A 26,984-nucleotide genomic window follows, 5' to 3' on the forward strand; every position below is an offset into this window, starting at 1 on the left:
TCGACCTTTTGCCCGGTCCGAACTGCGCAGGCCCGGAGGGCCTGCGGAGTACGGGACCGGGGCGGGGCCCTGCGCGCAGGCCACCCCCGCCGGGCGCCTCATCCGGTGAACCCGTCGGGCTCGGGGGGCGGCTCACCGAAACCCCCGCCGTCCGGCATCGGGACGTCCGGTTCCGGGGCGGCCTGATCGGGGCCGACGGGCTCGGGCGCGACCTGCTCCGGCTCGACCGGCTCGGGCGCGGGCGGCTGCGGTACGTCCGGTTCGGGGACGTACGGCTGCGGGGGTGGCGGTACGGCCTGGGGCGGCGCCGGCGGACGGTGGGCGTCGGAGCGGGGCGGGCGGGGGCCGTCCGGGCCGGTGGGGACGCCGGGCACCCCGGTGGGGCGGCCGGCGTCCACGTGGTCGCCGTCCGTGCGGCCGGTGTCCGGTACGGGCGTGTCGGCGACGTGCCGTTCGCCGGGGTCGTACGCCGGGGGCACCTCGGGACTGCGGTCGCGCTCGCCGCCGGTACCGGTCGTGCGCTCCAGCCAGGTGTTGTTGAGGACGTTGACGATGATCAGGCTGTCGAGGGTCCGCTGCGTCGCGTTGACCGCCACGACGCGGTCGGCGCGGAAGCCCGGCCACGGCTTGCCCTTGTGGACGGCGGCCCCCACGCCGGTCACCGGCGAGCGCAGCGGGTTGCCGCACGCGCACCGCACGCGGGGTGCGCCGTACCGGTCGACGAGGACGGCGGTGCCGGCCTGGAGGACGGCCTGGAACGGGACGGCCGCGCCGTCGCGGTACCCGTGGCCGGTCACCCGCGTGTCGGCGCGCAGCATCACGGGCGTGAGGTCCCCCATCCAGCCCGCGAGGTCGGCCGGGTTGATCCCGGCGGCCTGGGCGAAGGCCCTCTCCTTGGCGCGGTCGGCGGTGAGGAAGCCCACCTGCTGGGGGACGTCGCAGCTGGCGAGGGACTGGGTGCCGCCGTAGAGGCCGGGCGTGGCCCCGTCGACCGTACGCAGGAGGTGTTCGGCCGGGCCGGCCCCGGGCCCGGGGACGCCGCGGGGGCCGGCCGACGGCCGGTCGCCCGGGGCGATGTCGGACGTGAGCACGGTGGAGGCGGTGAAGGGGTGCGGCCCCTGTGCGGCGGCGGGCTGGAGGAGGATCTCGCCGGCCGGACCGGCCGGGGCGGCGGGGGCGCTCCGGTCGCCGTCCTGGCCGCAGGCCGCGACCGCGAGGAGACCGCCGGCGGCCGCGAGGGCGAGCAGGCCATGCCGGTGGCGGTGTCCGGTAGGGCGTCGTGTGGGGGAACGCACGCTGATCAACCGCCTTATGTACCGCTTTGCCAATGAAATGCACTGATAAGCCGTGACAGCTTTTTTCCTGTCTGCCGGATCGCGACGGGCCCGGCAAGCGGCCCGGGCCCGAACGGGTGACGGACGGAGCATCGGACCGGGCGACGGGCGGAGCGAGGACACCGAGCGACTTGAACATGTTCAAGTCGGAGCGCTACGCTCCGGACGCACCGGAACTGAACGCGTTCAAGCACGGAGGGGGGTGCGTCGCGATGGCCGTGCTGGTCGATCTGATCGTGATGCTCGGAATGCTGGTGATCGTCCCGGCGGGCCTGCGCCTGACGGGCGACGCCGCGGCCGCCGGGACGGGCCGGGCGTGGTTGCTGTTCGCCGTACCCGGCGCCGTGTCGCTGTGGCTGCCGCGCGGCACCCTCGCGACCGCCTTGGCCGCCTGGTACGGGCTGGGCACGCTGCTCCTGGCGGTCGCCGCCGCCCGCCGCCTGGCCCGCACCCGGTCCCTGGCCCCCGCCGAGGTCGCCGTGCTGACCGCCCTGGTGAGCCCCTCGGTCGCCGCGACCGCCCTGGTCGCGGAGCGCCGGGGCCACCCCCTCTTCGGCTTCGACCTGGAGATCCTGGACCTGACCGTGCCGCACTTCCACTTCGCCGGCTTCGCCGCCGCGCTGGTGGCCGGCCTGGTCTGCCGCTCGACCACCCGGCCCGCGGGCACCCTGGCCGCCCTGAGCGTCCCGCTCGGCACCCTCCTGGTGCTCCTCGGCTACTTCGTCGACGACTGGGCGGAACTGGCCGGCGCCGTCGTCCTGACCGCCGGGATGTGGACCGTCGCCCTGCTGACCTGGCAGGACCTCAGGGCGCGGACGCACGACCGGGTCACGGGCGCACTGCTCGCGGTCTCGGCGGCCGTCCTGGTGGCCACGATGCTCCTGGCGCTGAGCTGGGCGCTCGGCGAAGCCACCGGCCTCCCCCACCCGAACCTCGCCTGGATGGCCGCCACCCACGGCCTCGCCAACGCCCTGGGCTTCGGCCTCTGCTCCGTACTGGCCTGGCGCCGCCTCGCCACCGCCCCGGCCGAACGCCCGCACCCCGAGGAGATCCCCGCATGAGCCGCACGAGCCGCGACCGGAAGGCCGGGAAGGCCCCCGCCGGATTCAGCTACCCCGAGGTCGGCGCCACCCGCTCCCCCGGCCTCCCGCCCGGCTACCAGCACCTCCACCACGAGGAGCGCGTCGGACACGGCCGCGCCGCCTTCGCGGCCGCGGGCGAGGCCGTGACCACCTGGCGGATGCACCGCGGGACCGGCGCCCGCGTCCACGCCGACGTGGAGCGCGCCACTCCCGGCGCACGCGTCCGGATCGCCGTCGGCATCGGCCGGCTGGAGTTCGCCGTGCCCTGCGAGGTGGTCTGGACGGCGTACGAGGAGGACCGCACCGGCTTCGCGTACGGGACGCTCGCCGGCCACCCGGAGTGCGGGGAGGAGGCCTTCGTCGTGGAGCTGCGCCCGGACGGCTCCGTGTGGTTCACGGTGACCGCGTTCAGCAGGCCCGCCCGCTGGTACACACGGGTGGCCGGCCCGCTGGTCCCCGTGCTGCAGCGGCTGTACGCGCGCCGCCTGGGCGGCGTCCTGAGACGGGTGGCGCGGGCCACCGCGTAGCGGCCCGGGTTTCGTCCTCCGCCCTCCGTCCGATACTGGAGTGGATGGAGTGGTTCGACTGGTTCGCCTCGTCCGACTACTGGCTGAGCCGCCTGATCTTCCAGCGGGCGCTCGCCGGGCTCTATCTGGTCGCGTTCCTCTGCGCCGCGCTCCAGTTCCGGGCGCTGATCGGCGAGCGCGGCATGCTCCCCGTCCCGGCGTACCTGCGGCGCGTGCCCGCGCGGCGGGCGCCCAGCCTCTTCCGGCTCCACTACTCCGACCGGTTCTTCGCCCTGTGCGCCTGGACGGGCGCGGCGCTGTCGCTGGCGCTGATCGCGGGCGCGGGCGACGCGGTGCCGCTGGCCGTGTCGATGCTGATGTGGGCGGTGCTGTGGTTCCTGTACCTGTCGATCGTCAACGTCGGACAGACCTGGTACGGCTTCGGCTGGGAATCGCTGCTCCTGGAGACCGGGTTCCTGGCGATCTTCCTGGGCAACGACAGCATCGCGGCCCCGGTGCTCGTGCTGTGGCTGCTGCGCTGGCTGGTGTTCCGGGTGGAGTTCGGGGCGGGACTGATCAAGATCCGCGGCGACGCATGCTGGCGCGATCTGACCTGTCTGTACTACCACCACGAGACCCAGCCGATGCCGGGCCCGCTGAGCTGGTTCTTCCACCACCTGCCGCGGCCCCTGCACCGGGTGGAGGTCGCCGCGAACCATGTGACCCAGCTCGTCGTGCCGTTCCTCCTGTTCACCCCGCAGCCGGTGGCGAGCGTGGCGGCGGGCCTGATCGTGCTGACCCAGCTGTGGCTGGTGGTGTCCGGGAACTTCGCCTGGCTCAACTGGGTGACCATCGTGCTGGCCCTCCCCGCGGTGGACTGGTCGCCGTTCGCCGAGGCGCCCGCGCTGCCCGAGCCGCCCCTCTGGTACGGGATCCTCGTCATCGCGCTGACCGTGCTGGTCCTGGGCCTGAGCGTGCGGCCGGTGCGCAACCTGCTCTCCCGCCACCAGGCGATGAACCGCTCGTTCGACCCGCTGCACCTGGTCAACACCTACGGCGCGTTCGGAACGGTCGGCCGCGTACGGCACGAGATCGTCATCGAGGGGACGGACGAGACGGTTCCGCACGCCGGGACGGTGTGGCGGGAGTACGAGTTCAAGGGCAAGCCGGGCGACGTGCGGCGGCTGCCGCGCCAGTTCGCGCCGTACCATCTGCGGCTCGACTGGCTGATGTGGTTCGCGGCGATCTCGCCGGTGTACGCGGCCGAGTGGTTCGGGCCGCTGATCGAGCGGCTGCTGGAGAACGACCGGGACACGCTGCGGCTGCTGCGCCGCAACCCGTTCCCGGACGCCCCTCCGGCGCTGGTCCGCGCCCGGCTGTACCGCTACCGCTACACGACCTGGCGCGAGCTGCGGTCCACGGGCGCGTGGTGGCACCGGACGCTGGTCCGGGAGTTCCTGCCGCCCACTCGTCTGGAGTACACCGCCGACGGGCACCCCGACCGTCATCGCGGGTGAAGCCCTGGGCAAAGCTGGTGGGGTCCGGCCGGGCTCCGCTACGTTTCACCGGCAGTGAGGCGGGCCGAGCGGATGCCGATGACGTTCGGCCCGCTCGCCTGCCTTCCGGGAAGCGCCCCTTTCGGGAAGCCACTCCCGGACACGCCCCCGGTGTGCTCTCCCGTGTCGGCACCGGTGGAAAGCCCCGTGCCCCCCGCCGTCGAGGCGGAGGGCACGGGACGAAGGCACAGCGTACGGCTCAGTCGATGCCGGGCAGGATGTGCGGCTCGGCGAGGTCGTCCTCGTATCCGGCGAGCCTGATCGGGGCCGAACGGGCCCACACCTCGAGACTGCCGAGTTCATCGGACCGGTGGTACCTCTCTCGGGTATCCGCCGGCGGCTGTTCCTGCTGGGTCGATTCCGGTGTCACCGCGCACTCCTTCGTGTCGCGAACCTATGAGGACATGACTGCCGTTCGGTCGCGGTGGCGCCGGTAACTGGCGGGACCGCGGCCTTGGTGGCAGGCCAGTCCCGTTGGTCGGCCCGAGGGGGTTTCGTGGATCCCCGTCGGGCCGACCGAGGGCACCAGACTAACCAAATGAGCGCGGTCGCGCTCGATGGAACGCGTCACATCGGAGCATTCCGGCCAGGCTCACCACTTGGACGGCGCGTAGTCCTTGAGGAAGCAGCCGTACAGGTCCTCGCCGGCCTCGCCGCGCACGATCGGGTCGTACACCCGGGCCGCGCCGTCGATCAGGTCGAGCGGGGCGTGGAAGCCGGCCTCGGCGAGCCGCAGCTTGTCGAAGTGCGGGCGCTCGTCGGTGATCCAGCCGGTGTCGACCGAGGTCATGAGGATGCGGTCCGTCTCGAACATCTCCTCGGCACTGGTCCGCGTGACCATGTTCATCGCGGCCTTGGCGGCATTGGTGTTCGGGTGGCCCGCGCCCTTGTAGCCACGGCTGAAGACGCCCTCCATCGCCGACACGTTGACGATGTACGAACGCCCGCAGGCCGCCTTCCTGGCGGCCTCGGCCATCGCCGGCCGCAGCTTGCTGATGAGGATGAACGGCGAGGTGTAGTTGCACAGCTGGGTCTCGAGCAGCTCCACCGGGGAGATCTGGTCGATGGTCTGCACCCAGGTGTTGCTCTCGACGACGTCCGGCACCAGACCGCCCGCGTCGATGGCGGTGCCGTCGAGGTGCCGCTCGATGCTCGCGTTGCCCGCGACCAGGGCGAGGTCGGCGACCTTCTGGGCGTCGAGCCCGCTGACGCCCACGGGCAGCGCGGCGAGGCCGTCGACCGCGCCGGAGTTGAAGGCGCCGATGACGTGGTGGGCGGGCAGTTCACCGGCCGGCAGGGGCGCGCCCTCGCCCTCGACGAGGGCCGCGTAGGCGGAGGGCAGGCGGCGCACCGTCTGCGTCGCGTTGTTGATGAGGATGTCCAGCGGTCCGGCCTCGGCGACCTGGTCGGCCAGGGCCACGGCCTGGGCCGGGTCGCGCAGGTCGATGCCGACGACCTCCAGGCGGTGGATCCAGTCCGCCGAGTCCTCCATCGCCTTGAAGCGGCGGATGGCGTCCTTCGGGAAGCGCGTGGTGATGGTGGTGTGGGCGCCGTCGCGCAGCAGCCGCAGCGCGATGTACATGCCGATCTTGGCGCGGCCGCCGGTGAGCAGGGCGCGCTTGCCGGTGAGGTCGGCGCGGGCGTCGCGCTTGGCGCGGTTCTCGGCGGCGCACTCCTGGCAGAGCTGGTGGTAGAAGTAGTCGACCTCGACGTACCGCGCCTTGCAGATGTAGCAGGAGCGCGGGCGCTGGAGTATGCCGGCGATGCGGCCGGCCTCGGTGATCGAGGAGGGCAGGATGCCCTCGGTCTCGTCGTCGATGCGCTGCGCGGAGCCGGTGGCCGTGGCCTCGGTGACCGCCTTGTCGTGGGCGGTCTTGGCGGCCCGGCGCTCCTGGCGGCGGCGCTGCTTGACCGTCCGGTAGATCCCGGCCGTGGCCCGGCGCACGGTGATGGCGTCGGGGTGGTCGATCTCCAGCTTGTCGAGCTCCTCGAGCACGCTCAGGCAGACGGCCAGACGCTCGGGGTCGATACCCGGCCCGTACGCCTCGTTGTCTTCTGTCACCGTCATGGCCGTCGCCGTTCCTCTGTCACTCGTTTGCCGCGTTTCAAAAGTGGAACTTTACGGAGCCGACCGCCCGCCCGCCAAACCCGGCTTCCCCCGAGGTCAGCGGGCGGCGGTCCGTGGCGGCCGTTCGAAGACGCAGTCGCCGCACAGGCCGCCGCCGGGGCAGCGGTAGTACAGGCAGCAGGTACGGCGCCGCAGGGCGGGTCCCTGGACGGTGCCGGCGAGGTCGGGGTGGGCGAACAGCCCGGCGGCGAGCGCGGCGGCCCGCTCGGCCACCTCGGGGCGGCCCCGGCGGCGGGCCCAGCCGCTCAGCTCACGGACCGCGCCGGCGAGCGCCGAGCCCGCGTTGCCCCACAGCAGCCGCGGCGAGACTGGCCCACCTGCGCGCAGCGCACCGGCGAGCGGCACGAGGTGGCCGTCCTGCACGACCTCCCGCAGCTGCCGCGGTGTGGCGGGCCGCAGGTCGCCGCCGTCCCACCACAGGTCGTCCGGGGTCGTGCCGGCGGGGTCCCAGTGGAGCGAGCCCGGGCCCAGGTCCGGGAAGGCGCCGTACAGGGCGGCGGGCCCGAGCGTCGTGGACCAGAGCCGGGCGGCCAGCCCGAGCTGGGCGACCGAGGCGGCGACCCGGTACTCGGGGGCGCGCAGCCGCTCGGCGACCCGGCTCACCCGCGCGGCCAGGGGCGCGTGGTCACCGGCGTACACGCGGGCGAGGGGGGTGTACGCGCCGGTCGCGGGGGGCGCGGTGCGCAGCGCGAAGAACCCGCCGATGTCGTCGAGGGCCGCCCACTGCTCCCGCGTGAGCCCCCGTGCCTCCGCCTCCACGCCGCGCCCCTCCCCTGTGCTGGTGTGCCGGCGGGGCCACCGTAACGAAGGGGCGGGGCCGGGCGGTGCCCGGGGCGGGGCGCCGTACTCCCGTACTCCTCCCGCGGTACGGAACAGGGGGTACCGGAGACGGACGGCACGGTGGGGCCGACGGGGTCATGGTGGAGGTATGAGTCCGCTCGTGCTGTCCGTGCTGGTGTCGCTGGCATCGGCGGTCGCCTACGCGGCGGGGGCGATCACGCAGGAGCGCGTGGCCGCCTCCGGCACGGCCCCGGCGTACGCGCCGTTGCGCCACCCGGCCTGGTGGCTGGCGGTGTTCCTGACCGGGGCGGGCGCGTTGCTGCACGTCGTGGCGCTGGCGTACGGGCCGCTGAGCGTGGTGCAGCCGCTGGGGGCGCTGACGATCGTGTTCGCCCTGCCCATGGCGGCGCTCCTGGTGGGGCGGCGGGCGGGCGCGGGGGCCTGGCGGGGAGCGTTCCTGGCGACGGCGGGGCTGGCCGGGCTGCTGGCGCTGACCGGACCGGCCGGGGGCCGGTCGCTGGGCGACGGGACGGGGCCGCTGCTGGCCGGGGTGAGCGCCGGCACGGTGGCGCTGCTGTTCCTGATGGCGCGCGGCGCCCGGCGACGGGTGGGCCGGGGGGTGCTGCTCGCGGCGGCGGCCGGGGTGGCCTTCGGGGCGGCGTCGGTGTTCACGAAGGCGGTCGCCGTGGCGTGGGTTCCGTGGGCGCCGCTGGCGGAGTGGCCGGGCGTGCTGGCGGTCGGTGTGCTGGCCGTGGCCGGGCTGCTGCTGTCGCAGGCCTCGTACCGCGGGGCGGGGCTGGCCGCGCCGCTGGCGACGGTCACCGTGGTGAACCCCGCGGTGGCCGCCGCCGTCGGTGTCGGTCTGTTCGGCGAGCAGTTCCGGTTCCGGGCGCCGGGTACGGTGCTCGCGCTGGGGTGCGCGGCGGTGGCGGCGGCCGGACTGGTACGGCTCACGTCGGTGTCGGCCGGGTCCGGGGCGGGGCCGGGACCCGGGGTTTCAGAGGGAGACGCCGCCCGCCCGCAGGTAGGCGAGGGGGTCGATGTCGGAGCCGTAGCCCGGACCGGTGCGGACCTCGAAGTGCAGGTGCGGTCCTGAGCTGTTGCCGGTCGAGCCCGAGCGGGCGATGCGCTGTCCGCCGCCGACCGTCTGCCCCTCGCGCACGGTGAGCGCGGACAGGTGCGCGTACTGGCTGTACTTGCCGTCGTCGTGGCGGATGACGATCTGGTAGCCGTACGCCCCGGCCCAGCCCGCGGAGACGACGCGGCCCGGGGCGACGGCCCGCACGGAGGTGCCGGTGGGAACCGGGAAGTCGACGCCGGTGTGGTAGCCGGCGGCCCATGCCGAGCCCGCCTTGCCGTACGACGTGCCGGGCGCGGCGTCCACCGGCGACGACAGCACCGAGGTGCGGGACTTGGCGGCGACGGTCTTGGTGGTGGTTCCGCCGGAGGTCTTCGGCTTGGCGGCCGGACGAGGCGTGGTGGCCGGCTTGGGCTTGGTCGTCGTCTTCGGCTTGGCCTGCGGCTTGGGCCCCGGCTTCGGCTTGACGCCGGGGGCGGCGGGCTTCGCGCGGAGGGTCAGTTTCTGTCCGGGGATGATGAGGTCGGGGTTCTCGCCGATGACCGCGCGGTTCTGGGCGTAGAGCCGCTGCCAGCCGCCCGGCAGGCGCTGTTCGTCGGCGATGCGGGAGAGCGTGTCGCCGCGGGCGACGGTGTAGCTCTCGCGCCGCTGGTTGGGGATCGTCGTGGGTGTGGTGGGCTGGGTCCTGGGCCGGCCCCCCGGCCGTATGGCGGGCGCCTCGCCGTCACGGGTCAGGCCCGCCCGGACCGAGCAGGTGGGCCAGGCGCGCGGGCCCTGTCCCTTCAGCACCTTCTCGGCGATCGCGATCTGCTGGTCCTTGGTGGCGAGGTCGGCGCGCGGCGCGTACCGCGTTCCGCCGTACGCCTCCCAGGTGGACTGGCTGAACTGCAGCCCGCCGTAGTAGCCGTTGCCGGTGTTGGTCTTCCACTGGTTGGTGGACTCGCAGGCGGCGACCTTCTCCCAGACGTCCACGGACGCCGCGTGCGCCGTGCCCGCGCCGATGAGCGGCAGGGCCATGCCGGCGCCGCCGACCGTGACCGTGAGTGATGCCCGGTTGAGCCGGCTGGGCTGGTACCGGCGGTGTCGTCCCCGTACGGCCATGGGTGGTCCCCCCTATGCACACGTCAGCAGCCGCCCAAGCTAGAGGGGCGGCCAGGCCGGGACAAGGGGGCGCACAGTGCGCAAGGGGCGCGCCGCGCCCCTCAAGTGCCCATTCGGCACGCGGACTTGCGGATTCCGCCCAAGCGCCCCCGAGCGCCTCGCACACGCCGCACTCCACCGCACACCCACCGCACGGGCGCGGGCGCGAGACGGGGTCGCCGGGGCGCGGCGGGGCTGTGATGCCCGCTGCGGCCGGCACCGCCGTTCCTCGGTGTGGGCCGGCGCCGCCGTTTCGCTGGGGCTCGCGCCGCGCCGTTGGGGGCCCGGCCGGAGAGGACCGGATCCCGGCCGTCGCTCAGGCCCGGCTGACCGGGCCCGGTGGGGGTTCCGGTTCCGGGACCGGGTCGGGGCCCGGGGGCTTCGGGACCGGGTCGGGTGTGGGGACGGGGCCGGGCGCCGGGTGCGGCGGCGGGGTCGGGACGGGCCCGGGCGCCGGGTGCGGCGGCGGGGTGGGCGCGGGGCCGGGAGGCGGAGGCGGGGGCCCGGGCGTCGGTCCGGGCGGGACCGGCGGCGGCGTGGGCGTGGGCGTCGGCGTGGGCGGCTCCGTAGGAGAGGCCGGTGCGGGATCGGGTCGGGGCTCGGTCATGGCGTCCCCCTCGGGGTGTGCGTTCTCCCTGTCGAGGGTCTACCGCTGCGCGTTCCCCCGCACGCCGGCGTCATGCGCCGCTACGCCGGTCCAGCGGTCCCCGGCACGGAGGCGGCCGCGGCGGCCAGCCCCGGGCGGGGACTGGACAGCACCGGGACGGTGGTACGCGTACGGGCGGCGGCGTCGGCCATGGACGCCTGGGCCAGCACGATCACATCGGCGTCCCGCACACCGTCGACGGCGGCCGCGACCGCGTCGAGGTAGCCGTCCCGGTCGCCGGCCTCGAACCGCTCCCACGCCCCGTCGACCAGCAGGGTGCGCAGCTGCGGGGCGCTGCCGCGCCGGGCCGCCTCGTCCAGGACGAGGTCCCGCGTGGGCCCGACGGTCCCGGCGAGCGCGGCGACGACCGTGACGCGCCGGTGGGCGGCGGCCTCGGCGGCCATGGGCCGGTCCACGCGCAGGACCGGCACTCCGGCGGGCGTGCGCTCGGCGAGGCCGCCGATCGTGGAGCAGGTGCACAGCACGGCACCCGCACCGGCGTCCACGGCCCGCAGAACGGCCGCGCCCACGGCGTCGGCCACGGCGTCCGTGCCCTCGTCGCGGGCGCGCGCCAGCAGCCCCTCGTCGACGTGGTGGCGCAGTACGAGGCCGGGGTGATGGGCGTCGCGCAGGGCGTCGAAGACGGGGACGTGGACGGGCGAGGTGTGCAGGAGCGCGAGGACGGCGGGCCGCTTCACCGGCGTACCGCTCAGCCGCGTGCTGCGGGGACGGCGAGGGGGCTGCGCTCGGTGTCGGTGCCCGGCACGGGGGCGGAGGCGTCGGATCCCAGCTCCACGATCCGGTTGCCGGCGTCGACGTGGACGACGCGCGGGACGAGGGTGCGCGCCTCGGCGTCGTCGACCTGCGCGTAACTGATGAGAATGACGAGGTCCCCGGGGTGGACGAGGTGCGCGGCGGCGCCGTTGATGCCGATCACGCCGGAGCCGCGCTCGCCCTCGATGACGTACGTCTCCAGCCGGGCGCCGTTGTCGATGTCGACGATGTGGACCAACTCACCGGGCAGCAGGTCGGCGGCGTCCATGAGATCCCGGTCGACGGTGACGGAACCGACGTAGTGGAGGTCGGCCTGGGTCACCGTGGCACGGTGGATCTTGGACTTGAACATGGTGCGCAGCATGTTGAACTCCTGAGAGACGGCTCCCTGCCTGCTTTCTGCAGGTCAAGGGCGGTCTCGACTGTACACCGGGACACGCCGGTCGAGGATTGTGAGGAACATCGCTCCGCTCGGGCGAGACGGCTTCACGCCTGGGCTTTCGCGCCGCACCGGCGCCGGTTCAGGCAATCCTCCGGGAAAGCCCGGCGACTCATGCTGACCGGAGCCTGACTTGCCTGATGAGCATCAAAGATGTGCGAGACCCCTCTGCACACGGACGACGTGCGTCCGCGCACCGACCTGTCGGGCACCGACATCGCTCTGGTTCCTGGAACACGGTCCCGCCCGAGGCCCCTCGGCAGCGTGGAACTCGCGCACGCGCCCCTGCGCCTTTGTGTGCGCCGCTCCTCCCTTCCGTACGGTCCAGCCGATGGCGAACCGCTCTCGCACACCGTGAAGGAGCGCTGTTGAAGCCGACCGAGGAAGTGCTCCAGGACCTGCCCCAGCCCTCGAACGTCTCCGTCCACTCCGACGACGCGCTCGTCGGGAAGGTGAAGGCCGCCATCGCGGCGGACGACGACAAGCGCAAGGAGAATGAGGACGAGCCGCTCCGCCGGAAGCCCGCCCTCGTCCCGATCCTGCCGACGGAGCTGGCCGGCAGTTCGAAGTGACCCTCTGGGACGTGCTCCACAGCCTCGCCCGGGCCGCTGCCCTGTCGCGGCGTGGTGGCGGGCCGGGGGGCGGAGCACTGGGTGCACTCAAGTGCACCCAGGCCCTGGCCGGCGGTCGTGACTCCTTCCTCGGCCTCACCGACGAAGGCCACCGCATCGCGGACCACTACAAGTAGCTGCAGTCCGGAGACCACGGTGGCGGCCTACATCTGCGGCATGGCCATGACTGAGGCAGCCGTGGAGACGGAGGGCCACATCATGGGCCGGACGACTCCTAGGTCGAGATGTCCTCCACCAGGTCGCCGACCTTGGAGTCGGGCAGCGCTCGGGCGACGTCCGCCTGGGCGACGATGCCGACCAGCACGTGGCGGTCGATGACGGGCAGGCGTCGGACCTTGTGCTCGCTCATGATGCGCAGGATGTCTTCGGCCGTGTCGTCGGCGGCGACGGTCACGATCTCACCCTGGGCGAGTTCCCCGGCCTTGACCTGGGCGGGGTCCTTGCCGGCGCCGATGACCTTCACGACGATGTCACGGTCGGTGAGCATGCCCTTGAGTTTTTCGTCGGTGCCGCAGATGGGCAGGGAGCCGACGCCGAGGTCCGTCATCTTCTTCGCCGCTTCCGCGACGGTTTCGTTGGCGCCTATGCAGGTGACGTCAGGCGTCATGATCTGGCGTGCGGTGATCCTGCCGGGCTTCTCCCTCTCGGTGCCTGCAGTCGATTGGGACGTGGCCTGCGTGCCCTGGGCAGCGGTGGGTGGCTCGGCGACGACGCCGCCGTCTTTACGCAGGACGGCGTAGCCGAGACCGATGCCGGCCGCGACCGGCCAGGTCAGAACATCCACAGCGGCGAGGACTCCCAGGCCCAGGTAGAGGGGTAGGCCCTTCTTCGCGGGCAAAACCTGCCGGGCGACCGCCACGGGCAGCATGGCGGCGTTCATCGCCTCGCTCCCCACCTTGCCGAGCGAGGGCACGGTGAAGCTGACCGTGTGCTGCGAGGAGGCGGACGTGCCGGAACCGGGGTCGGGTGAGGTTTTCGCCGACTGCCCCGCTGGCTCGCCGACGGCGGTCGCGTGCTGCGAGGGGGACGGAGAGGTCACGAAGATCACCTCGCTTGCTTCCTTCGGAACCTTCTCCAGTCCGTGTGTCCGTTTTCGGGGATGTCATGGCTGCCGAAGCGCACGTGATTCCCGTGGCACGCCGTGCCCCTTCCTCGACGGGACTACCTCCTGTGGCTGCCTCTTCAGGCGTCGATCAGACTGCCGGTGAGGGCCGATGCGTACCGCGCTCGGATGCCCGCACGGCTCTGACGCCAGCACCGCTCGGATGCCTGCACCGCTCCGGCGCGTACACCGCTCTGATGCGAGGAGAAGGAAGAGGGCCATGCCGTCTGCGCCTGCCTCGCTCGCCTGGATGCCACCGCTCCTGGGCTCGATCGTCACGGGCGCCGTCTCCCGACTGACCACCGGGACCCGAGCTGCCTGGGGAGCGGCGCGTGACCTGATCGAACCCGGCCGTGACGTGTCGTGGACGTCGGAGCGGTGCTACATCGCGATCTCCGGCGTGCACGGGACCGGCGGCAAAGCCGTCTGCGAACGGGTGCAGCGGGCTCTGGAGCAGCATCCGGGAGTCTTGTGGGCGCGGGTGAACGCGCCCATGGAACGTGTGATCGTCGCGGTCGCCTCGCCGCCTCCGCCGCAGAGCGAGCTCGTCGCGCTGGTCGAAGGGGCCGAGGGCGACCACGCCGCCGATGCGCAGGCGTTCGACGACTGGCAGCCCGAGCCGCATCACCCCGCGGAAGGTCCCCCGTACCCGGCTGTGCCCGCGCTCGTGGCGGACACCCTGGGCCTTGCTCTGGTGACGCTGCGCAAGCTCGCTCCGTGGTTCGGACTGCCCCCGGAGATCGCCGGCGGTATCGACGCCGTACGCCAGCATCCACGCCTTCGGCATCTGGTCGAGGATGCCGGAGACGGTGACCACAGCGACTCCCTGCTGCCGGTGATCGGCGCCCTGGTGCAGGGCGTGGCGACCGGGGGCGGCGGGCTCAGCCTGGACGTGCTGCAGCGCCTGGCGGTGTGGCGGGAGGCGAGCGCGGAAGGGGCGGCGTGGCGTAAAGGCGAAGCGCGGCTGGTGCGCGGCCCCGAAGAGGCCGCGGCCGACGCCGTCGTCGCCGGCCGGTCCGGCCCGTCTCCGCAGGACACCGCGGACCGGTATGCGGAGCGGTCCATGGCCGCGGGCATCGCCGCCGGTATCGTCGCCCTGCCGTTCGCCGGCCTGCGCAAGGCGATCGCCGTGGCACTGGCCTCGGTGCCCAAGTCCCCCGGCGCGGGAAGAGAGGGCTACGCCACCACCTTGGGCCGGCACCTGGCGCTGCGCGGGGTGGTGACCATGGACCGCACGGCCCTGCGGCGCCTGGGCCAGGTCGACACCATCGTCCTCGAGGAGGCGGCTCTGCGGAGCAACCGGTTCGAGCTGATCGACCTGGAGCTCCTCGGAAACGCCGAATCCGAGCAGGCCTCCCAGCGACTGTTCACCCTCTTCGACCCCGACCGGCCGCTGGCCGTCAACCGCGCGACCGACTGGATCCTGGGCCCGCTGGACGAACTGGACCTGGAAGGCCGGACCGGCCGCAAGGCCGCGAAGCGCCTGCGGCGGCGCGGCAGCGAGAAGTTCCTCGGACTGGCCCGGAGACGGCGCCTGGTGGCGGTGGCGGGGCTCGGCACCCCGTCGGCTCCCGGCGCGGAGGCCGTGGCCGCGGCGGCGCGGCGGGCCGGCGCACGGGTCGTGGTGGCGTCCGACCGGGAGAACCCCGGACTCGCGTTCGCCGACGCCGTGGTTCCGGCAGGTGACCAGCTCGCCACCTCGGTCCGGAACCTCCAGGCGGACGGCGCGGTCGTCCTCCTCATCTCCGGCGATCGCGCGGCGCTGGGCGCGGCGGACTGCGCGATCGGCGTGCACCGGGAGGACGAGTACACGCCCTGGGGCGCTCATGTGCTGGTGGGGGCGGATCTCGAGGCGGCCGGTCTGATCGTCGACGCCGCCGGAACGGCATCGGTCGTGGACCGCGACAGCCACCATCTGGCCGCGGGCGGCAGCGGGATCGGCTCCGTGGCCGCTCTGCAGGGTCCGGCCTGGCGGGCGACCGCGCGGGTCCTGGCGATCAGCAACACCACCGCCGCCATGGCGTTCTGCCTGGGCGCCTGGCGCGCCCGGCAGCTCCTGAGCCGTCCGCTCACCCCGCCGGTGACCACCGTCCCCTGGCACCTCATGCCCGCCGACCGCGTGATGGAGCGACTGCGCACCCGCCCGGAGGGCCTCACCCCGCAGGAAGCGACGGCCCGCAGGACCGGCGCGCACGCCGGTGAGCCGGCGAAGCTGACCCTGCCCTACGCCTTCGTCGAAGAGCTGTCGAATCCGCTCACACCGATCCTCGCCGCCGGCGCCGCCCTCTCCGCGGCCGTCGGCTCGCGGACGGACGCCGCCCTGGTCGCGGCCATCACCTCCGTGTCCGCCCTCGTCGGCGGCTTCCAGCGCGTACGCACCGACAAGGCACTGGCCCAGCTCTTCGCGCAATCGGCCATCGGCGCCCGCGTACGCCGGCAGGCACACGAGCGTCTGGTCACCTCCGGTGAACTGGTACCCGGCGACGTGATCCTGCTGGGCCCCGAAGATGTCGTGCCGGCGGACTGCCGGCTTGTGGAAGCCGAAGGCCTCGAAGTCGACGAGTCCTCGCTCACCGGCGAGTCCCTCGCCGTCAGCAAGGATCCGGCCCCCGTGGTCACCTCCCGCATCACCGAACGCCGCTCGATGCTGTACGAGGGGACCACCGTCTCCTCCGGACACGGCACCGCCGTCGTCGTGGCGACCGGGTCGGCCACGGAAGCCGGGCGCAGCCTGGCCACCGCCCGCCAAGCCGCACCCGAGACCGGCGTGGAGGCCAGGCTCTCGTCGCTGACCCGCGGCAGTATGCCCATCGCCCTGGGGTCCGTCGCCGCCGTCACCGTCTCGGGGCTCCTGCACGGACGCCCCCTGACCGAGAACCTCTCCTCCGCCGTCAACCTGGCCGTCGCCTCCGTGCCCGAGGGCCTGCCCTTCCTGGTCAACGCCGCACAGCTGGCCGCCGCACGCCGCCTCGCCGACGCCGGTGCCCTCGTCCGCAACCCCCGCACCATCGAGGCACTCGGCCGCGCCGACGTCCTCTGCTTCGACAAGACCGGCACCCTCACCGAAGGCACCCTCACGCTCACCGGCGTCAGCGACGGCGACACCCCGGCCGCCCTCACCCGGCTCGACAGCTCCCACAAGGAGATCCTCGCCGCCGCCCTGCGCGCCACCCCGCCCGCCCGGCAGGCCGAACCGATGGCGCACCAGACCGACCGGGCGATCGTCGAGGGCGCCCGCCGCGCGAACGTCAACACCCGCCAGGGCGCCGCGCGGTGGCGCCGTACCGACGCGCTGCCATTCGAGCCGGCCCGGGCCTACCACGCCACCTCCGGCCACACCAGCGGCGGCATCCTGCTCAGCGTCAAGGGGGCCCCGGAGAACGTCATCGAGCGCTGCGCCCGCCGACGCCGGCCCCACGGCGCGTCAAAGCTCGACGACGCGGCCAGACACGCGCTCGCGCAAGCGGCGGAGGAACTCGCCGCAGCCGGGCGAAGAGTACTGGCCGTGGCCGAACGGCGCATGGAACCCGATGAGGACCTCAGCGACGACACCGTGCGGGACCTGGTGTTCCTCGGCTTCGTCACCCTCGCCGACCCCGTCCGCGACAGCGCCGCGCCCGCGACCGCCCGCCTGCGCGAGGCCGGAGTGCACACCGTCATGCTCACCGGCGACCACCCCGCAACCGCCGACGCCATCGCCTCGACGATCCTCGACGTCGACAAGCCCAAGGTGTGCACCGGCCCGGAGATCGACGAACTCGACGACGACGCCCTGGACGCACTGCTGCCCGGCGTCGATGTCATCGCCCGCTGCAGCCCCACGCACAAGGTACGCATCGTCCAGGCCTACCAGCGCCTCGGTCGCGTCGTCGCCATGACCGGCGACGGCGCCAACGACGCCCCTGCGATCAGGCTCGCCGATGTCGGTATCGCCCTCGGCCGCCGCGGCACACCGGCCGCGACCGCCGCCGCGGACCTCGTCGTCACCGACGACAGGCTCGAGACGATCGTCGCGGCCCTCATGGAAGGCCGGGCCATGTGGACCTCCGTCCGCGCGGCTCTCGCCATCCTCATCGGAGGCAACCTCGGCGAAGTCGCCTTCAGCGTCCTCATCTCCACGATCACCGGCAGCACCCCCCTCAACGCACGTCAGATCATGCTCGTCAACCTCCTCACCGACCTCGCACCCTCCCTGGCCATCGCGGTACGCGAACCCTCGGAACAGACCGGCGAGCGCCTCCTCGCCGAGGGCCCGCACCGCTCCCTGGGCACCTCGCTCACCCGGGAGATGCTCCTGCGCGGCGTCATCACCGCCCTCGGCGCCGGCCTGGCCTGGACGGGCGCCCGCCTCACGGGACGCGGCCGCCGCGCCTCCACCGTGTCCCTCGCCGCCGTCGTCGGCACCCAGCTCGCCCAGACCCTCACCGCCGGCGGCACGGACCGTCACGTCCTCATCGCCGGCCTGGGCTCCGCGGCCGTCCTCATGGCCATCATCCAGACCCCCGGCCTCAGCCAGTTCTTCGGCTGCACCCCCCTCGGCCCCGCCGCCTGGGGCATCACCCTCGCCTCCATCACCGCGGCCACCCTCCTCGGCCACTTCATCGGCCCCCGCTTCCCCGCACACCTCGTCCCGCACACGACGGAGACCACGCCGTCGCCGGACGCCCAGACGGAACCGTCCCCACCCCAGCAGGAGCAGGACGGCGAGCCGCGCGAGGACGCCGAGACCGCGACCGCGACGCCGTGACACCAGCGGGGGGAGGCGGCGGCCTGGCCGCGTGCCCCCGCTGAAAGTCCTGTCCCGCCCCCTGCGAAAATCACAAGTGGTGCCCCACGGGCCGGTGTTGCAGGGGAGGCAACCATGACTTCACGGACCAGCTCCTTCGTCGATGACGTGGCGCGGGCGCGCGTACTGGCCGCCTACGACCGGGCTATGGCGTACTGGCCCGAGCCGCGCGAGGAGCAGGACGTCCCGACCCGTTTCGGACGGACACGGGTCCATGCCTACGGTGCGGGCGAGCGGACTCCGGTCGTACTGCTGCACGGGCAGAGCGCGACGCCTGCCGAATGGGCCCCGCACGTCGAAGCGTTGGCCCGGGGAGGCCGCCGCGTACTGGCGGTCGACCGTGTGGGCGAGCCCGGTTACAGCGCGCAGAGCCTTCCGATCGGCAGCGCCGACGACGCGGCCGCCTGGCTGGAGGCGACTCTGGCCGGACTGGGCCTGGAGCGCGCTCACCTGGTCGGGCACTCGTACGGCGGCTGGGTGGCGCTCCAGCAGGCCGTGCTCGTCCCGGAGCGGATCGCTTCCGTGACCGTGTACGACCCGCCCCGGGCCCTCGCCCCGCTCAAACCGGGCTTCCTGCTGGGTGCCATCGCCGGCGCCATCAGCGGCTCCGACAGCTTCCAGCGCCGCTGGTTCACCCGCCTCATCGGTGAGACCGGCGTGACCGCGGAGGAGGCCGAGGCGGGGATGCGGCTGTCGCTGGACGCGATCAACGGCTTCCGCATCAGGCTTCCGCAGCCCCAGCGCATGAGCGACGAGGAACTGCGCTCGATCAGGGTCCCCACCCTTGTCCTGCTCGGCGGCGCCGACCGCGTCATGGTCTCCCGCCGTGCCGAGGCCCGCGCGCGGCGTCTCATACCGGACGTACGGACCGAGGTCGTACCCGGTGCGGGACACGGCATCCCGGTGGAGATCTTCAACGACCGCGTGCCCGCCTTCCTTCGCGAGGTGGAGCGAGCCGTCCGGGCCTGACCCTCTTCAATCTCCGCCGACGAGGTACGGCGGAGACGGTCGGTTCCAGATGGCGTCGGACCGGCTGATGACCTGTCTCAATCGGCGGGCGCTGCAGTGTGCCGGAGGATCATGAACATGATGATCTGCCGACAGTGACGTTGATCGTGCCAGGGGGCGGCGTGGTGGAACGGTTCGAGGAGGCCGCGGAACGGGACGGTCCGGTGCTGGACGCCGGACAGCGAGCGGTTGCCGCCCGGCTCGCCGAGCTGGGCGAGGCGCTGGAGCGGAGCGGACGACGGCGCTGGTTCGGCCGGACCGCCGCCGAGCCCGTGCGCGGGGTGTACCTGGGGGGCTCGGCCGGACGCGGCAAGAGCTGGCTGTCCGCCACCCTCTTCGCGACCGTGCGGGTGGATGAGAAACGCCGACTGCACTTTCGCCAGTTCCACGCCGCCTACGCACGGCATCGGAACGAGTCACGGGCCGGCGAGCTCGCCGTGGCCGAACTGCTCGGGGGCTGCCGGTTCCTGTACTTCGACGAGTTCCACGTGCACGGCGCGGGCGACGCGATGCTGATGGGCCGGGTCGTCAGCACGCTCATGGAGCGCGGCACCACGCTGCCGGCCACCTCCAACCACCCGCCGTCCGGGCTGCTGCCCAACCCGGTGTTCCACCCGCTCTTCGAGCCGACCATCGCGCTCCTCGAACGGTCCCTGGACGTCGTCGGCCTCACCGACGGCCCCGACTGTCGCACCGCAGGGGCCGCCTCCCGCGAGCGCACCGGCTTCGCCGCAGGCCGGTACGTCCGGCACACCGGCGACCTCGACGCGCTCGGACGGGGCCCGGCGCCTTCGCCGGCGCCGCCGCGGCCGGCGGAGCGGCAGCCGGTGCCGGTCAGCCACGGGACCGTCGAGGCCCTCGCCGTACGGGGCGACCTTTTCTGGTTCGACTTCGCCGACCTGTGCGACCGGCCGAACTCCGCCATCGACTACCTCGCGCTCGCCGACGCCCATCCACGCTGGGTGCTCTCCGCTCTGCCCCACCTCACCGAGGCCGGCCGTGACGCCGCTCAGCGCATCGCCGACACTGGTGCGATCGGTCCTGGCCGACCCTCGGTTCAGCTCGCGCAAGGACCTCATGAACGTGGTCGACTTCGAGCTGCCTCCGGCGCCGCCCTGGGAGTTCCTCCTCATGGACGATCCGGAGCACAGCCACTACCGCAAGCCCCTGGTGGGCGAGTTCACCGTGCGGCCGGACTCAGTGACGGATTCGAAATCCTCACCCCGGCGCGGGTCGTGAGAGTCTTCGCCCTGCGACTGCTGCCGGGACAGGACGCGGAGCCTCGCCCGGGCTCGGGCCGGTGACCCGCCCCTGAGGACAAGGTCTGTCCGGACGGCCCCTGGACGGACAGAACCGGCTGACGGCCAGGAGCGCGGACCTCGAGCGGATCGGGTAGCCGGTCCAGGCCTCGATCGCCTCGGTGCCGAGGAAGCCGAGCCCCAGCGGTGTGGCTATGACGCCGACGCCCCAGCTGGATCTAGGCTCCCTGCCTGCGTCTGTGCAGGTCAAGTGCAGATTCCTCGGCATCGCCGGGCTCGGGGCCGGAAGGCTGGTCCCGCCTTCCCGCTTCCCTGCCGCAGCGACATCCGACAGGGTACGCAACCACTGGCGCGGACCGTCATGACCGCCATCACTCCGACGGATCTTGCGAAGCCCACCGTCTCGGCCGCGGGAGCCCCCGTTTCGCGCGCCGGGGCGCGTACGGTCTTGCCATGGGACGGGTCAGGGCTGTGCTGCTCGATGTCGACGGGGTGCTCACCGTGTCGTGGAAGCCGCTGCCGGGCGCGGTGGAGGCGGTGCGCCGGCTGCGGGACGAAGGCGTTCCGCTGGCGCTGCTGACCAACACCACGTCCCGTACGCGGGCGTCGATCGCGGAGGTCCTGGCCCGTGCGGGGTTTCCCGTCGGGGCCGAGGACATCCTGACCGCGCCCTCGGTGACCGCCGCGTATCTGGAGGAGCACTGTCCGGGCGCCCGGTGCCTGCTGCTGAACAGCGGGGACGTACGGGATGACCTGGCGGGGGTGCGGCTCGTGGAGCCCGGCGACGGCACGGTGCCGGACGTGGTCGTCGTCGGGGGCGCCGGGCCCGAGTTCGGCTACGAGGCGCTGAACCGCGCCTTCGGGCACCTCCAGCGCGGGGCGCGGCTCGTCGCGATGCACCGCAACCTGTACTGGCGCACCGACGCGGGGCTCCAGCTCGACACCGGGGCCTTCCTCCTCGGGCTGGAACGTGCCGCGCGTACGGAGGCCGAGGTGACCGGCAAGCCGGCGGCCTCCTTCTTCGCGACCGCCCTGGCCCATCTGGGCGCGGGCCCCGAGGAGACGCTGATGGTGGGAGACGACATCGAGTCGGACGTCCTGGCGGCGCAGCGGCACGGCATCGGCGGTGTCCTGGTCAGGACCGGCAAGTATCTGCCGGAGACCCATCGCGCTGCGTCCGGCACTCCGGACCACGTCCTGGACTCCGTCGCGGACGTGCCCGCTCTCCTGGAACGTCTGCGGCAGCGCTCCTGATCCGGGCGGACCGGTGGGCCGTGCGTCGTTCTCGGCCAGTTCCCCTTCGTCCGCCGGGGGATCAGCGCATTTCGGGCCCCTGACAAGCGGAGTTGAGAACAATGGGCACTCCCGGAAGAAGAGGAGAGCCCTGTCGTGGTTCAGTCCGAGTCTCAGGCTCCGCCGCCCCTCGCCCTCGACCCCACCGGCGCCCGACGGCACGCCGAACACCACACCCTGCGCGAGCGCGGGCCCGTGACCCGCGTCGACGTCCTGGGCGTGAGGGCGTGGTCCGTCACCGACCCGGCGTTACTGAAGCAGCTGTTGACGAGTCCGGACGTGTCCAAGGACGCGCACCGCCACTGGCCCGAACTGCCCACCGCCGTGCAGACCTGGCCGCTGGCCCTGTGGGTCGCCGTGAACAACATGTTCACGGCCTACGGCGCGGACCACCGCAGGCTCCGGCGCCTCGTGGCGCCCGCGTTCAGCGCCCGGCGCATCTCCGCGATGCGCCCGAGCGTCGAGGAGATCACTGAGGAGCTGCTGGACGACCTGGCCACGGCCGGGCCCGGCGAGGTGGTCGATCTGCGCGAACGGTTCGCGTACCCGCTGCCGATCAAGGTCATCAGCCGGCTGATGGGCCTGCCCGAGAAGCAGAGCCAGGACTTCCGCGCCCTCGTCGACGCGGTCTTCGACACGACGCTCACGCCCCAGCAGGCGGCCGCCAACTCGGAACGCCTCTACGAGGTCCTGGACGACCTCATCGCCGTCCGGCGCGCCGAGCCGGGCGACGACATGACCTCCCTGCTGATCACCGCGCGCGACGCGGAGGGCGACGGCTCACCGCTGGCCGAGACGGAACTCCGGGACACGCTCCTGCTGATGGTCAGCGCCGGTTACGAGACCACCGTCAACCTGCTCGACCAGGCCGTCACCGCGCTCCTGACCCACCCCGACCAGCTCGCGCACGTCCGCGAGGGCCGGGCGACGTGGTCGGACGTCGTCGAGGAGACGCTGCGCTACGAACCGGCGGTGGCCCACCTCCCGCTGCGGTACGCGGTGAAGGACATCGCGGTGCCCGGTGGCCCGGTGATACGCCGGGGCGAGGCCATCCTCGCCTCGTACGCGGCGGCGAACCGCCACCCCGAGTGGCACGGCGAGAGCGCCGACGTCTTCGACGTCACCCGGCCGTCGCCGGAACACCTCGCCTTCGGTCACGGCGTCCACTTCTGCCTCGGCGCGCCCCTGGCGCGGCTGGAGGCGACCACCGCGCTGGACGCGTTGTTCACCCGCTTCCCCGATCTACGGCTCGCCGTGGCGCCCGACGCCCTGGAACCGGTCCCGTCGCTCATCTCCAACGGCCACCAGCGGCTGCCCGTCCGTCTCACGCCCGCGTAAGGCGGACGTCCCGAGTCCGATTCCGGCGCCCCGGCTCCCCTCCTTGGACCCGGGGCGCTGGAATGTGACTTGTAACATAGCAATGTGAAATAGCACTGCGCCACGGGTTGGCCTAGGCTGCTGCCGATTCACCGTCAGTGCAATGTCACACTGCATAGAAAGGTGTGGTTCCCATGACCACCACCGCTTGGAGTCCCTCCCGCCCGTGGCGCGGGATCATGGTCGCGACGGCGTTGCCGTTGCGTGAGGATCTGTCCGTCGATTTCGACGCGTATGCCGAGCATGTGGCGTGGCTGGTCGCGCAGGGGTGTGACGGTGTGGTGCCCAACGGTTCGCTGGGCGAGTACCAGACGCTGACGGACGCCGAGCGGGCCCGGGTGGTGCGGGTGGCGGTGGAGGCGGCCGGTGACGGTGCCCGTGTGATGCCCGGTGTGGCCGCCTACGGGAGCGCGGAGGCGCGGCGGTGGGCGGAGCAGGCGGGGGAGGCGGGGTGTGGTTCGGTGCTGTTGCTGCCGCCGAACGCCTACCGTGCCGACGAGGGCGGGGTGCGGGCGCACTATGCCGAGGTCGCGGCGGCGGGTGTGCCCGTGGTGGCGTACAACAACCCTTACGACACGCGGGTGGACCTGACGCCTCAGCTGCTGGCGCGGCTGCACGGCGAGGGGCACATCGTGGCGGTGAAGGAGTTCAGCGGGGACGTGCGCCGGGCGTACGAGATCGCCGAACTCGCGCCGGAGCTGGACCTGCTGATCGGCGCGGACGACGTGCTGCTGGAGCTGGCGCTGGCCGGGGCGGTGGGGTGGATCGCCGGTTACCCCAACGCCCTGCCCGGCGCGTGCGCGGCCCTGTACCGGGCGGCCGTGGGCCAGGACCTCGACCTCGCCCTGCCGCTGTACAAGGCGCTGCACCCGCTGCTGCGGTGGGACTCCAAGCCCGAGTTCGTCCAGGCCATCAAGCTGTCCATGGACATCGCCGGCCGTCCCGGCGGCCCCACCCGTCCGCCGCGCGCCCCGCTCGGCGACACCCAGGCCGCCATCGTCCGCGCGGCCACCGAGAAGGCCCTCGCCGAAGGCCTCGACTGAGGTTCCGTCACCCACGCGCCCGTAACCCGCAGTCCCACGCCGCCGTGCCCACAGGCTGAAAGGGATCCATGAACCCCGCGTACGCGACGGTCGATCACGTCTTCTCGGTACCGCTCGACCACTCGTCCCCCGACGGCCCGGCCATCGAGGTCTTCGCCCGCGAGGTCGCCGACCCCGCCAGGATCGGCGAGAAACTGCCCTGGCTGCTGTATCTGCAGGGCGGCCCGGGCGGCAAGTCGCCCCGTCCGTCGGCCGGTTCGCCGGGCTGGCTGGACCGGGCGCTCCGGACCCACCGGGTCATGCTGATGGACCAGCGAGGCACCGGCCGCTCAACGCCGGTGACGGCCCGCGCGGCGGCACGCATCGGCGACGCGTCCCGGCTCGCGGCGTATCTGACCCACTTCCGCGCCGACTCGATCGTCGCGGACGCGGAGCTGATACGCCGTGAGCTGTGCGGCGACGAACCCTGGGAGACCCTCGGCCAGAGCTACGGCGGTTTCCTCACCCTCACCTACCTCTCACGCGCTCCGCACGGCCTGCGCGCCTGCTACGTCGCGGGTGGCCTGCCGGGGCTGACCGCCACCGCCGACGACGTGTACGCCCGCACCTACCCGCGTGTCCGCGACCGGGTCCTGGAGCACTACGCGCGCTACCCGCAGGATGCCGTGACGGTCCGCCGGATCGCCGACCTGCTGGAGGCCGGCGACGTCCGCCTCCCCGGAGGCGACCGCCTCACCGTCGGCCGGCTGCGCAGCCTCGGGCTGGCCCTCGGCATGGGCGACGGCTTCGAGCGGGTCCACTGGCTGCTCGACGAATCCCTTGACTCCCATGGAGAGTTGACGGACACATTCCTCCACCAAGTGGCGCGACTGACCGCGTTCACGGACGACCCCCTGTTCGCGGTCATGCAGGAGACGATCTACGGCCAGGGCGCCGGCCCCACCGGCTGGGCGGCGGCCCGCGCTCTGACCTGCCACCCGGCGTTCGCCGACGACGCCGACCCGTTGCTGTTCACCGGCGAAATGATCTACCCCTGGATGTTCCGCACGATCACGGGCCTGCGCCCGTTCGCGGACGCCGCCGACCTGCTCGCCGCGAAGAGCGACTGGCCGCCCCTGTACGACCCGGCCCGCCTCGCCGCCAATACGGTTCCGCTCGCCGCGGTCGTCTACCACGACGACATGTACGTGGACGCCGGTCTCTCGCTGCGCACCGCCCGGGACATCGGCAACGCCCGGGTGTGGGTCACCAACGAGTGGGAGCACGACGGCCTCACCTCCTCGGGCGGCCGTGTCCTGTCCCGCCTGATGGACCTGGCGACGGGCCGCGCCTGACGGGGGCCGCCTGGTGCGGTGGGACCCCCTGGTGCGGTGGGACCGCCTGGCCGGTGGACCGCCTGGCCGGCGCCGCCTGGCCCGGCGCCGCCCTGGCGGGGGCCGCCTGGCGGGGGTCCGTCTGGCCGGGGGCCGCCTGGCGGGGTGGGATCGCCTGGCGGGGCGCCTCCTGGCAGGGCGCCGCCCTGGCGGGGGCCGCCTGCCCGAGGGCCGTGCCCGGCCGGGGCCGTCAGGTCCGGCGCGGTCCGAGTGCTGTTCCCGGCCCTCGGCAGAGGGCGAATCAGGCCGACGGCCTGTGCACGGCGGCCTGCGGAGGCGCACGACGGCCTGCGGACCGGTGGAAGGCGGGCCTGCGGACGGCCCCTCAGGCCGGCGGCACGTCAGTGCGTCGCGGTCTCACCGACGACTCCTCTGGGCGACGCCGCGTCCCCCGACGAATGGTCGGGGCGATGCGGTCTCGCCGATGGCACGTCAGGGTGACGGTGCCCCGCCGGGGCCGGAGTCCGGCTCCTCCTCGGTCGCCTGGTCGATGGCGCGCTTGCCGATGACGGCCGCCGCGGCGGCCGCCGAGCCGACGAAGGCCGCGATCAGGGTCCACGGCTGGTCGAAACGGTGGCCCGTGAGATGGTCCAGCGAATATCGCCCGGGCCCCGCCAGCCCGAGGGCCGCGGCGGTGAACCCCAGGAACGCCGGATACTCGAAGCCGCCCGACTGGTTGAAGAACCCGGCGGGCACGTGCACCGAGACGGCCCCGGCCATCGCGCCGGCCGCCATGGCGCCGGCGGCCGGTGTGGCCAGGCCCAGGGCGAGCAGCGTCCCGCCGCCGGCCTCCCCCAGCCCCGCCGCGACGGCGCTGTGTCGGCCGGGGCGGAAACCCATCGCCTCCATGGCCTTGGACGTGCCCTCGACACCACCGCCCCCGAACCACCCGAACAACTTCTGGGTCCCGTGCGCGGCGAGGACCGCTCCCGCACCCACCCGCAGCACGAGCAGGCCCACATCGCGTCGGACGGTGCGTCTCACGGGAGACCTCCCGGCGTCATGACTGCGGAGGCTTGTGTTCCGCGTCGAGCGTTCGGCGTGCCGTTCCACTGTGCGCGTGGGCGGGCCGGGCCCGCCGCGTGGTGGGGCCCATTCGGGTTACGGCGGTCCTGCCGACCGGCCGGCCGACGGGCGGCGGACCGTGCGCTAGATTTGCGTCGCCTTTCGGCCGTGATCACTCACGATCGCCTTTGACACCAACACGGGGAGCCGGCTCTCAATGACCGACATCGTCAACGGGATGGGCCGGGCCGCCGCCTACGGCGGCCTGGGCCTGGTCCTGCTCATTCTCGGCATAGTCCTGGTCGACGTGCTGACACCCGGCAATCTGCGCCGGCTGATCTGGGAGCAGCGCAACCGCAACGGGGCCATCCTGCTGAGTTCGGCGCTGCTCGGCATCGGCGGCATCGTGTTCACCTCCATCTGGACGACGTACGAGGACTTCGGCAAGGGCCTGGTGTCCACGGCGGCGTTCGGTGTGCTGGGCCTGGTGATGATGGCCGTGGCGTTCCTCGTGGTGGACCTGGTCACGCCCGGCCGTCTGGGCGCCCAGCTGGTCGAGCCGGAGCCGCATCCGGCGGTCTGGGTGACGGCCTCCTGCAACATCGCGGTGTCGGCGATCGTGTCGGCGTCCATCGCCTGACGG

The 26,984-nt window shown here is 73.3% G+C and carries 22 protein-coding genes and 3 pseudogenes; 15 read left to right on the forward strand and 10 right to left on the reverse strand.

Features of this window, described 5'->3' with window-relative positions; genetic code table 11:
• Nucleotides 1-98: 98 nt before the first annotated feature.
• Nucleotides 99-1,295 carry a DUF6777 domain-containing protein gene (locus ABEB09_RS03040; protein ID WP_345686818.1) on the reverse strand — a complete coding sequence of 399 codons (1,197 nt, stop codon included), beginning with the start codon at nucleotides 1,293-1,295 and terminating at the stop codon, nucleotides 99-101.
• Nucleotides 1,296-1,546: 251 nt separating this feature from the next.
• Between ABEB09_RS03040 and ABEB09_RS03045 the strand changes: the two genes are divergently transcribed.
• The 3 genes from ABEB09_RS03045 to ABEB09_RS03055 are packed head-to-tail and all read left to right on the forward strand — an operon-like array spanning nucleotide 1,547 to nucleotide 4,439.
• Nucleotides 1,547-2,395, forward strand: a complete 849-nt coding sequence (locus ABEB09_RS03045) for a YndJ family protein (RefSeq protein WP_345693822.1) — start codon at nucleotides 1,547-1,549, stop codon at nucleotides 2,393-2,395.
• Nucleotides 2,392-2,943, forward strand: coding sequence for a DUF1990 domain-containing protein (locus ABEB09_RS03050; protein ID WP_345686820.1), 552 nt, complete (start codon nucleotides 2,392-2,394; stop codon nucleotides 2,941-2,943). Before ABEB09_RS03045 ends, ABEB09_RS03050 begins: the two co-directional genes overlap by 4 nt.
• Nucleotides 2,944-2,987: 44 nt before the next feature.
• Nucleotides 2,988-4,439, forward strand: a complete 1,452-nt coding sequence (locus ABEB09_RS03055) for a lipase maturation factor family protein (RefSeq protein ID WP_345686822.1) — start codon at nucleotides 2,988-2,990, stop codon at nucleotides 4,437-4,439.
• 238 nt (nucleotides 4,440-4,677) lie between these two features.
• Here ABEB09_RS03055 and ABEB09_RS03060 read toward each other — a convergent pair whose 3' ends face one another.
• The 3 genes from ABEB09_RS03060 to ABEB09_RS03070 all read right to left on the reverse strand — a co-directional run bounded on the left by ABEB09_RS03060 (nucleotide 4,678) and on the right by ABEB09_RS03070 (nucleotide 7,365).
• Entirely contained in the window at nucleotides 4,678-4,848 is a 171-nt protein-coding gene (locus tag ABEB09_RS03060) for a hypothetical protein (protein WP_345686824.1), read from the reverse strand.
• A gap of 222 nt (nucleotides 4,849-5,070) precedes the next feature.
• Nucleotides 5,071-6,546, reverse strand: a complete 1,476-nt coding sequence (locus tag ABEB09_RS03065; protein WP_345686826.1) for an SDR family NAD(P)-dependent oxidoreductase — start codon at nucleotides 6,544-6,546, stop codon at nucleotides 5,071-5,073.
• 96 nt (nucleotides 6,547-6,642) lie between these two features.
• Nucleotides 6,643-7,365: a (2Fe-2S)-binding protein gene (locus tag ABEB09_RS03070; protein ID WP_345686828.1), complete on the reverse strand. Its 723-nt coding sequence runs from the start codon at nucleotides 7,363-7,365 to the stop codon at nucleotides 6,643-6,645.
• A gap of 169 nt (nucleotides 7,366-7,534) precedes the next feature.
• On the opposite strand from ABEB09_RS03070, the gene ABEB09_RS03075 reads away from it, so the two are divergent.
• Nucleotides 7,535-8,482, forward strand: coding sequence for a DMT family transporter (locus tag ABEB09_RS03075; RefSeq protein WP_345686830.1), 948 nt, complete (start codon nucleotides 7,535-7,537; stop codon nucleotides 8,480-8,482).
• Here ABEB09_RS03075 and ABEB09_RS03080 read toward each other — a convergent pair.
• From ABEB09_RS03080 to panD, 3 genes are all read right to left on the reverse strand, one after another.
• Nucleotides 8,384-9,565, reverse strand: coding sequence for a transglycosylase family protein (locus tag ABEB09_RS03080; protein WP_345686832.1), 1,182 nt, complete (start codon nucleotides 9,563-9,565; stop codon nucleotides 8,384-8,386). The two genes, ABEB09_RS03075 and ABEB09_RS03080, sit on opposite strands and share 99 nt — an antisense overlap.
• A 726-nt stretch (nucleotides 9,566-10,291) precedes the next feature.
• On the reverse strand, nucleotides 10,292-10,948 hold the full coding sequence (locus tag ABEB09_RS03085; RefSeq protein WP_345686834.1) for an aspartate/glutamate racemase family protein: 657 nt from the start codon (nucleotides 10,946-10,948) through the stop codon (nucleotides 10,292-10,294).
• An 11-nt stretch (nucleotides 10,949-10,959) separates the two neighbouring features.
• Nucleotides 10,960-11,388 (reverse strand): aspartate 1-decarboxylase, encoded by a 429-nt coding sequence (gene panD, locus ABEB09_RS03090; protein WP_345686836.1) that lies wholly within the window; start codon nucleotides 11,386-11,388, stop codon nucleotides 10,960-10,962.
• Between the two features lie 443 nt (nucleotides 11,389-11,831).
• Here panD and ABEB09_RS03095 point away from each other — a divergent pair, with 443 nt between their 5' ends.
• Together ABEB09_RS03095 and ABEB09_RS03100 are read left to right on the forward strand one after the other, a co-directional pair.
• Entirely contained in the window at nucleotides 11,832-12,035 is a 204-nt protein-coding gene (locus tag ABEB09_RS03095; protein WP_345686838.1) for a hypothetical protein, read from the forward strand.
• Between the two features lie 11 nt (nucleotides 12,036-12,046).
• Nucleotides 12,047-12,211: a hypothetical protein gene (locus ABEB09_RS03100; RefSeq protein ID WP_345686840.1), complete on the forward strand. Its 165-nt coding sequence runs from the start codon at nucleotides 12,047-12,049 to the stop codon at nucleotides 12,209-12,211.
• A 98-nt stretch (nucleotides 12,212-12,309) separates the two neighbouring features.
• Here the strand turns inward: ABEB09_RS03100 and ABEB09_RS03105 are convergent, their stop codons facing one another.
• A complete protein-coding gene (locus tag ABEB09_RS03105; protein WP_345693823.1) occupies nucleotides 12,310-12,702 on the reverse strand; it encodes a CBS domain-containing protein in 393 nt (130 codons plus the stop codon).
• A 715-nt stretch (nucleotides 12,703-13,417) separates the two neighbouring features.
• Here ABEB09_RS03105 and ABEB09_RS03110 point away from each other — a divergent pair.
• The 4 genes and pseudogenes from ABEB09_RS03110 to ABEB09_RS03125 all read left to right on the forward strand — a co-directional run.
• Nucleotides 13,418-17,944: an HAD-IC family P-type ATPase gene (locus ABEB09_RS03110; protein WP_345686842.1), complete on the forward strand. Its 4,527-nt coding sequence runs from the start codon at nucleotides 13,418-13,420 to the stop codon at nucleotides 17,942-17,944.
• A 114-nt stretch (nucleotides 17,945-18,058) separates the two neighbouring features.
• Nucleotides 18,059-18,952, forward strand: a complete 894-nt coding sequence (locus ABEB09_RS03115; protein ID WP_345686844.1) for an alpha/beta fold hydrolase — start codon at nucleotides 18,059-18,061, stop codon at nucleotides 18,950-18,952.
• A gap of 164 nt (nucleotides 18,953-19,116) precedes the next feature.
• Nucleotides 19,117-19,998: pseudogene (gene zapE / locus ABEB09_RS03120) on the forward strand (cell division protein ZapE); the annotation flags it as partial.
• A gap of 19 nt (nucleotides 19,999-20,017) precedes the next feature.
• A pseudogene (locus ABEB09_RS03125) lies at nucleotides 20,018-20,182 on the forward strand (cytochrome P450); the annotation flags it as partial.
• A gap of 189 nt (nucleotides 20,183-20,371) precedes the next feature.
• On the opposite strand, the pseudogene ABEB09_RS03130 reads toward ABEB09_RS03125, so the two are convergent.
• A pseudogene (locus ABEB09_RS03130) lies at nucleotides 20,372-20,461 on the reverse strand (flavoprotein); the annotation flags it as partial.
• Nucleotides 20,462-20,562: 101 nt separating this feature from the next.
• Between ABEB09_RS03130 and ABEB09_RS03135 the strand changes: the two are divergent.
• From ABEB09_RS03135 to ABEB09_RS03150, 4 genes are all read left to right on the forward strand, one after another.
• On the forward strand, nucleotides 20,563-21,504 hold the full coding sequence (locus ABEB09_RS03135; RefSeq protein ID WP_345693824.1) for an HAD-IIA family hydrolase: 942 nt from the start codon (nucleotides 20,563-20,565) through the stop codon (nucleotides 21,502-21,504).
• Between the two features lie 135 nt (nucleotides 21,505-21,639).
• The gene (locus tag ABEB09_RS03140; protein ID WP_345686846.1) at nucleotides 21,640-22,881 is read left to right on the forward strand and encodes a cytochrome P450 family protein; all 1,242 of its coding nucleotides are present in this window, start codon (nucleotides 21,640-21,642) and stop codon (nucleotides 22,879-22,881) included.
• Between the two features lie 173 nt (nucleotides 22,882-23,054).
• Entirely contained in the window at nucleotides 23,055-23,963 is a 909-nt protein-coding gene (locus ABEB09_RS03145) for a dihydrodipicolinate synthase family protein (protein WP_345686848.1), read from the forward strand.
• Nucleotides 23,964-24,031: 68 nt separating this feature from the next.
• Nucleotides 24,032-25,297 carry an alpha/beta fold hydrolase gene (locus ABEB09_RS03150; protein ID WP_345686850.1) on the forward strand — a complete coding sequence of 422 codons (1,266 nt, stop codon included), beginning with the start codon at nucleotides 24,032-24,034 and terminating at the stop codon, nucleotides 25,295-25,297.
• A gap of 471 nt (nucleotides 25,298-25,768) precedes the next feature.
• Here ABEB09_RS03150 and ABEB09_RS03155 read toward each other — a convergent pair whose 3' ends face one another.
• Complete coding sequence (locus ABEB09_RS03155; RefSeq protein WP_345686852.1) at nucleotides 25,769-26,320, reverse strand: DoxX family protein; 552 nt, start codon at nucleotides 26,318-26,320, stop codon at nucleotides 25,769-25,771.
• A 238-nt stretch (nucleotides 26,321-26,558) separates the two neighbouring features.
• Between ABEB09_RS03155 and ABEB09_RS03160 the strand changes: the two genes are divergently transcribed.
• On the forward strand, nucleotides 26,559-26,981 hold the full coding sequence (locus ABEB09_RS03160; RefSeq protein ID WP_345686854.1) for a DUF350 domain-containing protein: 423 nt from the start codon (nucleotides 26,559-26,561) through the stop codon (nucleotides 26,979-26,981).
• Nucleotides 26,982-26,984 lie beyond the last annotated feature (3 nt).

The organism is Streptomyces coeruleoprunus, from assembly GCF_039542925.1.
In the GTDB taxonomy this organism is placed as follows: Bacteria; Actinomycetota; Actinomycetes; order Streptomycetales; family Streptomycetaceae; genus Streptomyces; species Streptomyces coeruleoprunus.